This window comes from Psychrobacillus sp. 05T411, from assembly GCF_056396485.1.
On the sequence record NZ_JBFTLO010000006.1, the window covers coordinates 76,242 to 88,017 of the forward strand.

At 37.2% G+C, this 11,776-nt stretch carries 11 protein-coding genes and 1 riboswitch; of the genes, 2 read left to right on the forward strand and 9 right to left on the reverse strand.

What is annotated here, in order from left to right; translation table 11 throughout:
• The first annotated feature begins 164 nt into the window (after window positions 1–164).
• Both AC1DFT_RS06500 and AC1DFT_RS06505 read left to right on the forward strand, forming a co-directional pair.
• Window positions 165–275, forward strand: coding sequence for a putative holin-like toxin (locus tag AC1DFT_RS06500; protein ID WP_477918380.1), 111 nt, complete (start codon window positions 165–167; stop codon window positions 273–275).
• A 285-nt stretch (window positions 276–560) separates the two neighbouring features.
• Window positions 561–2,705 carry a type IA DNA topoisomerase gene (locus AC1DFT_RS06505; RefSeq protein ID WP_477918381.1) on the forward strand — a complete coding sequence of 715 codons (2,145 nt, stop codon included), beginning with the start codon at window positions 561–563 and terminating at the stop codon, window positions 2,703–2,705.
• 50 nt (window positions 2,706–2,755) lie between these two features.
• Here AC1DFT_RS06505 and thiE read toward each other — a convergent pair whose 3' ends face one another.
• From thiE to dat, 9 genes are all read right to left on the reverse strand, one after another.
• The gene (gene thiE, locus AC1DFT_RS06510) at window positions 2,756–3,373 is read right to left on the reverse strand and encodes a thiamine phosphate synthase (RefSeq protein WP_477918382.1); all 618 of its coding nucleotides are present in this window, start codon (window positions 3,371–3,373) and stop codon (window positions 2,756–2,758) included.
• Window positions 3,363–4,172: a hydroxyethylthiazole kinase gene (gene thiM / locus AC1DFT_RS06515; RefSeq protein ID WP_477918383.1), complete on the reverse strand. Its 810-nt coding sequence runs from the start codon at window positions 4,170–4,172 to the stop codon at window positions 3,363–3,365. Before thiM ends, thiE begins: the two co-directional genes overlap by 11 nt.
• A gap of 15 nt (window positions 4,173–4,187) precedes the next feature.
• Complete coding sequence (thiD, locus tag AC1DFT_RS06520; protein WP_477918384.1) at window positions 4,188–4,994, reverse strand: bifunctional hydroxymethylpyrimidine kinase/phosphomethylpyrimidine kinase; 807 nt, start codon at window positions 4,992–4,994, stop codon at window positions 4,188–4,190.
• Window positions 4,963–5,484, reverse strand: coding sequence for an energy coupling factor transporter S component ThiW (gene thiW, locus AC1DFT_RS06525; protein ID WP_477918385.1), 522 nt, complete (start codon window positions 5,482–5,484; stop codon window positions 4,963–4,965). The genes thiD and thiW overlap by 32 nt, the downstream gene beginning before the upstream one ends.
• Window positions 5,485–5,595: 111 nt before the next feature.
• Entirely contained in the window at window positions 5,596–6,279 is a 684-nt protein-coding gene (tenA, locus tag AC1DFT_RS06530) for a thiaminase II (protein WP_477918386.1), read from the reverse strand.
• 259 nt (window positions 6,280–6,538) lie between these two features.
• Window positions 6,539–6,643, reverse strand: a riboswitch (TPP riboswitch).
• A 143-nt stretch (window positions 6,644–6,786) separates the two neighbouring features.
• Complete coding sequence (locus AC1DFT_RS06535) at window positions 6,787–8,853, reverse strand: DUF4179 domain-containing protein (RefSeq protein ID WP_477918387.1); 2,067 nt, start codon at window positions 8,851–8,853, stop codon at window positions 6,787–6,789.
• 24 nt (window positions 8,854–8,877) lie between these two features.
• Window positions 8,878–9,927, reverse strand: coding sequence for a DmpA family aminopeptidase (locus AC1DFT_RS06540; RefSeq protein ID WP_477918388.1), 1,050 nt, complete (start codon window positions 9,925–9,927; stop codon window positions 8,878–8,880).
• Window positions 9,928–9,967: 40 nt separating this feature from the next.
• On the reverse strand, window positions 9,968–10,786 hold the full coding sequence (locus tag AC1DFT_RS06545) for a M55 family metallopeptidase (RefSeq protein WP_477918389.1): 819 nt from the start codon (window positions 10,784–10,786) through the stop codon (window positions 9,968–9,970).
• A gap of 148 nt (window positions 10,787–10,934) precedes the next feature.
• Complete coding sequence (dat, locus tag AC1DFT_RS06550) at window positions 10,935–11,765, reverse strand: D-amino-acid transaminase (RefSeq protein ID WP_477918390.1); 831 nt, start codon at window positions 11,763–11,765, stop codon at window positions 10,935–10,937.
• Window positions 11,766–11,776: the final 11 nt, after the last annotated feature.

Below are 11,776 nucleotides of genomic sequence, written 5' to 3' on the forward strand. Positions count from 1 at the left end.
ATCATTAAGAAACCAACTTAATTGATGTAGAGATTTAGGGGCTTTATGTAGATTTTTTTATGGCTAATACCATCGATTTTTGTCGTACAAAATGCTAGACTAGAAGTTGCAGCAACATATAGCGGATGGACGGTTGGCACTCCCTTGAGAAAGGGGGTGTTTATATGGTGACTTACGATGCAATGAATATGCTTTTCCAATTCGGCGTATTTCTCGCAACAGCGGCAACAGCTGTTATTGCGATGGTTGCTCTTTACACCAACAGAAAAAAGTAACCATCCTCCGCTAACGGCTAAGTAAGCAGGATGGTTACTCTTAGTAATAAACATTTCTACAACTAGTCAACCGCTCTTCAAGCGGTATGTCAGCTGCATTGACTGAGTGTTGACGCACTCAGTCTTTTTTAATATACGTTTATTTTATCACAATTATTCAAGAAATACACACTTATTGCTCCTTGCATTCCAACTTCCTAAACCAATCAGATTAGAAAACTACTCGAATTTATGCGATAATAATAKAACTAACGTTTCTATCACTAGAGAAAAAGAGGTGTTATCTTGAAACCTGTCATTTTAGCTGAAAAACCATCCCAAGCAAAGGCATACGCAGATGCTTTTTCCGTCAAACGACATGAAGGCTACCTCGAAATTAACCCTTGTCCAATCTTCCCAGAAGGAGCATATATAACTTGGGGAGTCGGTCATTTAGTTGAATTAAAAGAGCCGAAAGCATATGATCCGAAATGGGATAAATGGTCACTTTCTAGTTTGCCAATTTTACCAGATCGTTATGAATTTCAGATTGCCAAAGGAAAGTACAAGCAGTTCACCATTGTGAAAAAACTGATGAAAACGGCGAGTACTGTTATTAACGCATGTGATGTGGATCGTGAAGGATCGAATATCTTCTATAGTATATATAACCAAACCGGTGCAAGAGGACAAACGATTAAACGTTTGTGGATAAATTCCCTGGAAGTCGAAGAAGTACGAAAAGGATTTGCTAATTTACAAGATAATCGCAAAGATCTTCTTTTATATGAAGAAGCGAAAGCTCGTCAAATTAGCGATTGGCTTGTTGGAATGAATGGCTCCAGATTATATTCTCTTTTATTGCAAGGACAAGGTATTAAAGAAGTCTTTCCTATAGGACGCGTGCAATCTCCAACTATCTACTTGATTTATCAACGACAAATGGAGATAGAAACCTTTGTTTCCGAGCCCTTCTTTGAAATTGAAGCGATATTTACAGCTGAACACGGCACTTATAAAGGAAAAGCAAAAGCGAAGGAACCGAAAAGAGAAATTATACAGGCCTTGCTTGCACAGCATCATATTCAACCAAATTCACCAGGTGTTATTACTTCTGTGGAAAAGCTGGATAAACGGATGCCACCACCACAGCTCCATTCTTTATCCACATTACAGGCAACTGCAAACAGATTATGGAAAACAAGTCCGGCAGACGTATTAAAGACGATGCAAGGTCTTTACGAAAAGAAACTTGTTACGTATCCTCGTACAGATTCGCGTTATATTACGCCAAGTGAATTTTCCTATCTTGCTGCACAAGTATCCGATTATCAACAGCTCATTGGGCAGCCCTTCCCTGTCCATTCGCTTGCACCTAAAAAGCGGTATGTGGACAGTTCAAAGGTACAAGAGCATTATGCTATAATACCAACGAAAAAACTTCCTACACAAGCTAAGCTTGCTGGTTTATCAAGTATAGAAAGAAACTTATACGAAGAAATTGTACGTACGACACTCGCTATGTTTCATACCGATTATTTATATACGGAAACGAAAGTGACGACGGATGTAAATGGGTTACCTTTCTTTACAACCGGAAAGACAGAGCGTGATAAAGGTTGGAAAGCTTTATTTGTTCGTTCTTCTAAGGAAACTGAAAAAGATGAGCCCTCCCTACCCACTTTACGTGAGCAGGAAATAGTGGAAAGTAATATTGATATAAAAGAAGGAAAAACACAGCCTCCGAAACCTTATACAGAAGGTCAACTGATCGCCATGATGAAAACTTGTGGAAAGCTTGTGGACAATAAAGATGAAACAGAAATTTTAAAAGAAGTAGAAGGCCTTGGTACAGAAGCGACTCGAAGTGGCATTATCGAAACGATAAAACGTCATGGCTATATCGACGTCAAGAAAAATATCGTCTCCATTACGGATAAAGGGCGCGTTCTTTGCCAGGCAATTGAAGGAAATCTACTCGCAAGCCCATCCATGACTGCGAAATGGGAAACTTATTTGCGAAAAATAGGTAATGGTGAGGGCTCACAAGAACGATTTCTCGGCAGTATAGCGAAATTCATTCACAGCTTATTGCAAGAAGTTCCGAATCAATTAAAAACAAAAAACATAGATATAAAACTTGCTCCTCGTGCATCAAAATATGATTCGAAATTCAAAAGAGATCCTATTGTAACTTGTCCCAAATGTCAAAAAGGGTCCATAATTGCCCATAAAAGTTTTTATGGTTGCACAGAATACAAAAATGGCTGTACACAGACCTTTAATGGATACTTTTTAAAGAAAAAAATAACGCCTAGCCAAATAAAACTGCTTTGTACGAAAGGTAAGACAAATATGATTAAAGGCTTTGTAGCAGAAAATGGTCAGACGTTTAATGCTAGTCTTTCTTTTGAAGAAGGTAAAGTGAAGCTTGATTTTGCAAAAGAATAAATAGAAGAAGAGGATGTTCCTGCCAAATACAAAGGACATCCTCTTTTATACTATTGCTTAAACTTTTCTAAAAAATTTTGAGCGACAAGAGAAGGGTTATTCGCTTTCATTATAGCTGACACCACAGCAACACCAGCAAGTCCTTTATATCGGAGTGTGTCTAGATTATCTATCGTAATACCCCCAATTGCCACGACAGGAATTGAAATATTTTTCGTAATTTCTTCAAGTACTCCCTGCGTTAAAAGCTTGGCATCCTCTTTTGTACCTGTTGGAAATACGGAACCCACTCCTATATAAGTTGCCCCATCCCTTTCGGCATTCATGGCTTCTTCTAGGTTTCCTGCTGAAACACCAATAATAAATGACTTAGGGACGATTTCCCTTACAGTAGCAAGAGGTAAATCAGACTGTCCAATATGCACGCCAGCTGCATTTACTGCGATTGCTATGTCTATTCGATCATTTATAATCAACGGGACATTATAAGAATCTAACAGTTCTTTTAATACTTTTGCTTTCTCATAAAACACTTTTCCTAAACTACTTTTCTCTCGGAGCTGTACAATCGTCACGCCGCCTTTAATTGCTTGCTCCACCACTTTTAACAATGAATCTATGGAGACTGATTCTTCCGTTACTAAATACAATGTCATATCAAGATTCAACAATAGAGACCTCTTTTCTCCATATATTTTCATCTAAATGAGAAATTTCATCCATCAATTTAACTTTAAATTGACCAATTCCTGCTCCTTCAGAAAGATCCTTTTTCGCTCTTTCTCCTGCTAGACTCATGGCTGACATACCCCCGATACTTGCAGAAAAATAATCATCTGTCGTTCCTGCAAAGCTAGCTATTAAAGAGGTTGTCATGCATCCTGTACCTGTAACTTTAGTTAACCAAGTATCCCCATTTTCAATTTGAACGATTTCTTTTCCATTGGATACAACATCTACTTTTCCACTGACTACTACAACACAAGAAAAAAGATTTGCAGCCTTCATCGCAAGTTCTTTACCATCCAAGGTGTTATCCCCTACATCTACTCCGCGTGTCTTTCCTACCCCACCAATTAGTGATTGTATCTCGCTCGCATTCCCCCTAATAATTGTAACTCCCACCTTTTGTAACAGTTCCTTTGCTAACGTTTTTCGGTAAGAAGTAGCTCCTACCCCTACAGGGTCAAATACAATGGGGATTCCTTTCTCGTTTGCTGCTTTCCCAGCAAGTATCATTGCAGAAAAAGTCTCCGCTTGAATCGTCCCTATATTAAGCACTAATGCGTTTGCTAATTGCACCATTTCTTCTACTTCCTCTACACTTGTTGCCATCACAGGCGAAGCCCCAATTGCAAGTGTTACATTCGCACAATCATTGATCGTTACTGCATTTGTTATATGGTGAACAAGTGGGTTTCGACTGCGGACAAGTGAAAAAAGGTCGCCTACTACTTTTTTATTCATTTAGTATTCTCCTATCTATTTCATTCCTATTTTTGAACTCTCGTATAAATCATAAAAATGATGTGTAGGCCCATGTCCCGAACCTAAAGGCAAACTATGTGTAATCGCAGTCGTTATATACTGTTTTGCTAATGTCACTGCTTCTAGTAAAATAGAACCTTTTGCCAGATTTGCTGCAATTGCAGATGATAATGTGCAACCTGTGCCATGAGTATTTTTCGTATCAACTCGTTTAGCTTTTAACCAATGGAAGTCCTCTCCATTGTAGAAAAGATCATTTGGAGGTCCCATTAAATGTCCTCCTTTTATCAATACAGATTCGACACCCATCTTCATTATTTGCTCACAAGCTTTATACATCTCTTCTTCCATTTGCAACGTTCTTCCTATCAACACTTCCGCCTCTGGAATATTTGGTGTGATAATAGAAGAAAGAGGAAGTATTTCTTTCTTTAAAGCCTCTACTGCAGATTGCTCTAAAAGATAATGACCGCCTTTTGAAACCATGACGGGATCAACGACGATATATTTTGGTTTATATTTTTTTAACGCTTCCGCTACTACATGAACTGTTTCAACATTTCCAAGCATCCCAATTTTCACGGCATCTACTCGAATATCGTCAAATACTGCTTCTAGCTGATCTTCAATAATATTCAAATCAATTTGTTGAACAGAACGTACCTCCTTTGTATTTTGTGCTGTGACCGCCGTAATTACGGACATTCCGAATGCACCGTTTGCAGAGATTGCTTTAATATCTGCTTGGATACCTGCTCCTCCACCTGAGTCAGATCCTGCTATTGTAAGCACTGTTTTCATCTAATAGTCCTCCGATCACTTTGTTTTTCATCATTACTTTTAACAAGCCAAATGCTAGCAATGCTCCCGTAAACGAACTAAACATAAAAGCTGGCACAAACCCAAATACCGTTAGCTCTTTTCCAAATAAGAGAACTCCAATTGGATAAGTTGCAATGGCACCGAGAATACCAGTACCAATCACTTCTCCTACAAATGCAAATCCAACCTTCTTCGTTTTCATATAAAAGATACTAGCTAAAAGCGCTCCAATAACACTTCCTGGATAAGCAAAAATAGATCCTGTCCCAAACAGATTTCGTAAAGTAGAAACGATTAATGCCCCACCTACTGCATACCAAGGACCTAATAAAACAGCTAACAGGACATTTGCGAAATGTTGAATTGGGAAAATCTTTGCAAAACCAACTGGTATAAAAATGAGATGACTAGAAATGGTCGTAATTGCAATAATAAGTGATGTCAATGTTAGCTTTCTTGTTTTATTCATACATTTCACTCCTAAAATCAATTATGCCTCGGCGTAATTGCGTCCAGATTTTGAATTGCGCTTGAGGCCAGCAAGATGTTGGTCACTCAGGCGTCTTTTTGCTGAATCAAGTTAGATTGGCCATTCCTCTAGTTGATCGTTCATTTCCCAAAACAGATATTCGAACTTAGACGTCATTTGGAAGTGTTCTTCGATTCGTGCCAGCTCCCATTCAGGTTTACCTTCTGTTAGCTGATCCATTAGCTGTATTAACCACTTGGCACCTGCTGCAAATTCTTCGGAATCGTATGTTTCAATCCATTTTGCATATTTATTAGTGGATAAGCTATCCCCATATTGTGCGCGTAGTAACTTCCCAATTTCCCAGTAATCCCAAGCACACGGAAGTAAACAGGAAACTAGTTCTACGAGTGAACCGTTTTGAGCAATATTTAACATATAGCGTGTGTATGCCAAATTTGTAGGGGTTGGCTTAGTAGCTTCCAACTCCTCTTTAGAAATTCCAAACTCTGCTGCAAATGCTCGATGTAAATCCATTTCAAAATGAAGCGTATCGTGAAGCGTTTTGGAAAAATTGGTCATCATTTCTAAATTGAGCGATTTTTGAACTCCTACTGCAAAAAGCTTGGAATAATCTAGTAGATAGACATAATCCTGCTTCATATAATGGATAAACTTTTCTTCTGCCAATGTTCCTTTTCCTAACTCCTGTACAAATGGATGTTGATGATTTTTCGCCCAAATTGGTTTTACATTTTCAAATAATCGATCACTGAATTTCTTGGTAGCATTCATACCGCTTACCTCCCAAAATAATAGTTGTTTTATTTTTCACTTGTATTTCAAGCAGGTGGACTAACTGTCGGAAAACTAACTAAATCTGCGAGTAACTGATTTAATTCTTCTTTTCGCTCATCAACTGCTTTATTAATCCGATTTTCTATTTCCTTCTTCATTTCTTTTCCCCTTCCAAGTTATATTTTTGAAAACAAAAAACCGCTCTCCATAAACGGAAAGCGGCTGTTTTCTACATAATTAAACTAAACATACGACAGTAGGGGTCCAGCTGCTTCCCTCCGCTAGTATTAACTAGATCAGGTTCAAAGGGTTTACATCCAAGATGTGTCTCAGCCTAAAATAGGCTCCCCTAGCAGTCATCTATTTAATTATTAATGCATCTAAATGGTAACATAACTATAATTAATTACAAGAATGTTTCGTTAAACAGAATTTTCATTCGGGTATATTAAAAATTTATCAGACCGGGAGTCTGGCACCCATATTGGTCTTTTTCTTCACTTATTATTCCAAAGAAATCTTCAAAACATCATCCAAATATTTTGTAGTACGATATCCATAAATCTCCAACTTCTTAGGAATCATATTTTCACCTTGAAACCGAGCGCTTTCAAGCGTATTGAAATAACGGGGCTGTTCGATTTCTTCATAGGAAAAAGAAGTTTGATACATATCGTATTCGATCCCGTTTTTATCAACAATCACTACTTCTGAATTCATGTCCGTTATACTAGGTACCTCTCCATCCTCCTTTACAAAATTGAATTGCAGCCACTCATATGCTCGATTTTCCACTTCATGATTGCTTACAACAAACTCGGTAGACTGTTCATCTTCCTGCTTGTCTATGGTGATTGTACTTCCTGCATATTCAAAAGTTTGAGGACGTTCCGGGGTAACATCCAATTCAATGGTTCTTTTGTCTTCAAATGTTAATTGGACAGATTTAAGCTGCACGTTAACCTCTTTTGGTTTTTCTCCAAAAAGTGGTTCAAATTGTGTTTGAAATGTATTCCAATTTATGTCTTGCTGTGCATCCACATAAGAGGTACTATATATATCCGCTTTCACTTTTTTATTATTTACTTGCAAATTGTTAAAATCTAGAAAATCTATACGCTTCTCTGGCTGTTCATGATTAATACCGAATTGGATTATCGTCGCCGTTAGGGCAATAGTTAGTTTATCAAATCGAACGGGAATCCCTTCTATTTCTTTAACTTCATTCAATGCATATTCGACAGAAGGCTGTTTTGTTACAGGTATCTCGAAAGTCCATTCTCCTGATTTATTTTCGATGTTGCTGTAACCCAAAAGATTTTGCCGCTCAGTAGAATCACGAATCAATTTATGAAGATTTGTTATGTGGAGTTCAATTGTCCCGTTCTCCGTTTTAAGTGGCAGCAAACTCATCTTTCCTCGATACACATTATTTTCTTCGTTATTTATATCCGATTCTAGATCAGGAGGATAATACTTTGTATAATGGGTTGTATTGTTCATGATTTCATATTCATTTTTTACTAAAACCCCATCACCATAATTCATCATATATTGGCTGTCTTCTACTGTATCTTCAATTTCATAAAAAATTAGTGTCTGAACATCATCAGCAATTACGCTCTTAATCGTAACTTTTACCCCATCGCTTTCAGCTTCTAGGTTTAGCCTTTCACCAAGGCCTTGTTGTAAAAAGGAAATCAATTGCGGATCCTCTTCTGTCCATGAATAGTAGGCCCTGGTAAATGTCCCTGTAAAGTAACCTATACCAATCAATAATACGAATACACTTGCAAAAACAAGTCCTATTCTTTTACGTTTCTTGTTCTTCTGTTGCCTGTGCTTCTCGTTTTCTTTTAGCCTTTGTTTAACATTCTCCATAAAACCAGTTGGTATATGCAAATCTTCTATTCTATCTGTAAGATTTGACAGAGTTGATATGACATCCTGAAAAGTAGCCAACTCCTCCTTACATTGTTGGCACCAGTATATATGTACTTCTAAATCAATTTTTTTCGACCGTTCCATCGTTTGTTCTAAGTAATCGAGGTAATCTTTTTGATACTCCGCACAACCATGAAAGGTTGAATCGGACCATAGTTCTTTTTTAAAAGACTGAATCCCGGAGAACAACAACTCTTTCATCTTTGTCTCTGAAACTTCAAGAAGATATGCCGCTTCTTCTTGAGAAAATTGTTGTACGTATGTAAGGATTATTGCTGCTTTCTCGTCCTTTTGTAATCGATCAAGTACTTTAAAGACATCTTGACGAGGTTCACTTTCCTCCGAAACTTGCAAACTTTTATCACGAGAAAGCTCCCGGCAGTTCTGTATGAATATGGATGTTACCCATGTTTCAAATCGTATTTTATTTTTAACATGAGGCAGTTCCTTTTGAATTTTTAATATGGATCGGTAAAAAAGCTCTTCTATTTGTAGCTGATTACTAAGATAGCATGAGCCAAGTATATAGAACGATTGCTGATACTGATTTAACCAATCGACGATGGATTCCATGCCTTTTTCTTTTATTGTAGCGATAGAAATGGAATCAATTGTTGTTGGAATCATCTAATTGTCCCCCCTTTTGTTTACTTACAGCTCAAACGGGTAACTATATGCAATATTCCCCACTCTTCCTTCCGTAGTAACTGCCTGGGACAATGAATTCAATATTGCTTCTTCCGTTACTTCGGCCGCTCCTTGAAAAAGATCATTCATGATTGGATGATCGTCCCTCAGTCGTATCCTAGTTTCTACACTCTCTTCCGCAAAATGTGCCACTTTATTTGCTGTAGAGAATRCAATAACTACATCCCCACTGCCGTTACTAAAATGACTACCTGTTCTTCCAAGTCCAATCCCGCACCTCTTCGCTACTCTCTTTAGCTGCCTACTGCTAAGTGGGGCATCTGTTGCCAAAACAATCATAATAGAACCATCAGCCGGTTTTGGAAAAGTTGCAACATCATTCTGCTCCTTCACTTTATAGTAATCACTTTGAAACTCTTCTTTTCTTCCAAAATTACTAAGGACTAAACAGCCGACTGTAAAATCACCAACAACACGAGAAGAAGAACCAATCCCTCCCTTGTACCCAAAACAGATCATTCCTTTTCCTGCTCCTACAGCACCTTCAGCAGAAACGTCAGATGAAGCGTTTTGAATGCTTTCTTTCGCATGCTTCGGCTCGATTGGCAATTTACGGATTGAGTTCAATCTACTATCATTGCACTCTCCGACAACTAAGTTAATCGTTCCAGTAGTATCTCCTATCTCCGGATTTCCCTCTAACATATACTCTAATGCCCCTTGCGTAACTGCCGGAACTGCAAATGTATTCGTCAGCATAATGGGTGATTCTATTAATCCTAATTCATCCACTTGCACAAGACCAGTTGTTTTCCCAAAGCCATTAAGTACGTAACTTGCACCTACTACTTTTTGTTGAAACAAATTCCCCGAATGCGGTAAAATAGCCGTCACTCCAGTACATGCGTACTCTCCTTCACCTAAGGAATGATCTAATGTCACATGCCCTACTTTTACATTTGCCACATCGGTAATACAATTCTTTTTCCCGACAGGGAGACGTCCAATTACGATTCCTCTTTGTCTTATTTTTTTCTGCTCTGGTTGCTTCAATTGTCTACCTCCTTAGTATATTCGTTATGCCATCAGCTTATCAGCCAGCGGAACCTGCTAGCATTATTGAACTCCTTATTAAACGGTAACACTCTAAGATATCATTACTGTTAAAAGAAATAGTGAGTGGTTCAGTTCTTTTAACAAAAGGCAATATCTCAACGGCATCTGCAAGCCCAGTATGTAAAAATTCTACTTTTACTGTATAAGGAGGCTCTATTGAGAAAGGTTTAATTTGCTCATAATGTAAGATTGCTTTCTTTGTACCTTCTTTAATTAACTCTCTTGCTTCAAGCGGATGTAAATTTAAAGCAGTGGTACGATTAATCGTTTGTTTAACAATTGAATGATTAATATTAGGTATACATTCTTCCGCTTCTTTTATAGCTAGATTACATCCTGAAACAAAAATAACGGGAACATTGAAATATCCCGCAACAAGGGCATTTAATCCAAACTCGCCAAATTCTATTCCATTTATTTCTACTGATTTTAAAATTTTACCATTAAAAGTATGATTTAGAATCCCATTTTGACCCATTTTCGTATGATAACCGATAAAAAGTGCAGCATCAAATTCGGAACTTATCCCTTCCATCATAGCTAACTTTTTAGGGGAACCTAGAATAAGTTCAGATTTAGGATGTAATTTTTCATGATAAATATTACGCATCGTTCCGTGGGAGTCATTTACTACTACTCTCTTAGCCCCCGCTTCCAATGCTCCAACAATGCAAGCATTTACTTCCTCAGTCATTAACAACCTTGCATAATCATGTTCTTTTCCATCGCGTGATGTATGCTCACTATGTACTACCCCCGAAACTCCTTCAATGTCAGCTGAAATATAAATTTTCATCTTTTCTCCTTATCTTTAATTTTTTCTTAGTGCAATTTATTCACCCACACATTTTTCATTTCAAGTATAAAAATTAACCCAGTAATAAGAAAGCAACACTGGTTACCATAGCTTAGTAATGACTAAAAATTTTTCAACTAATAAGAAGTTAAATAAATTGCTTAAATTTTTCATACAAAGATAAACTTAATTCTCCTGAATATCCATCATTTATTTTTGTTCCATCTACTTTCACAATGGGCAAGATTTCATTAGTTGTACTGGTTATGAAAACTTCATCCGCTTGTAATAATTCGGTAGATGTAAAATGTTTTTCTACAAAATCAATTTGAAGTAAACTTGCAATTTTTTTTAACGCAGAACGCGTGATTCCAGGCAATATTTGCTTTGAAAGTGGAGTAGTATAAATTTTGTTATCTTTAATTATATACACATTAGAACTAGTTCCTTCCGTCACAAATCCATTTCTAATTAGAATTGCCTCATAGCAGCCAGATTCATGTGCAGTTTGCTTTGCTAGAATATTGGGAAGAAGATTTAATGATTTTATATGACAGTTTAGCCATCGTTCGTCTTCGTGAAATATTGCATTTACACCCATTTTTCGGACTTTATCCTCCATGACTTTCATAGGTCTAACTGTCATAGAAATGGAGACTGGTGTATCTGGAAATAAATGCTTTCTAGTAGCAATTCCTCGAGTCATTTGAAGATATATATCAAAGTCCAACATATCCGTATTTTCGATTGCTTTCGTAATGATAGCTTCAATATCTTCCAAAGATTTATTAACATTTAGTTTAATAGAACTGGCACTGCTTAATAATCTTTCTATATGTTCTTTCAACATGAATGGCTTACGGTTATACACCCTAATTACTTCATATACCCCATCTCCGAATTGATGACCTCTCTCATCAATTGGAATAACTGCTTTATCGACAGGAATAAATTCACCATTGAAATATCCAATACTCATTTTACATTCTC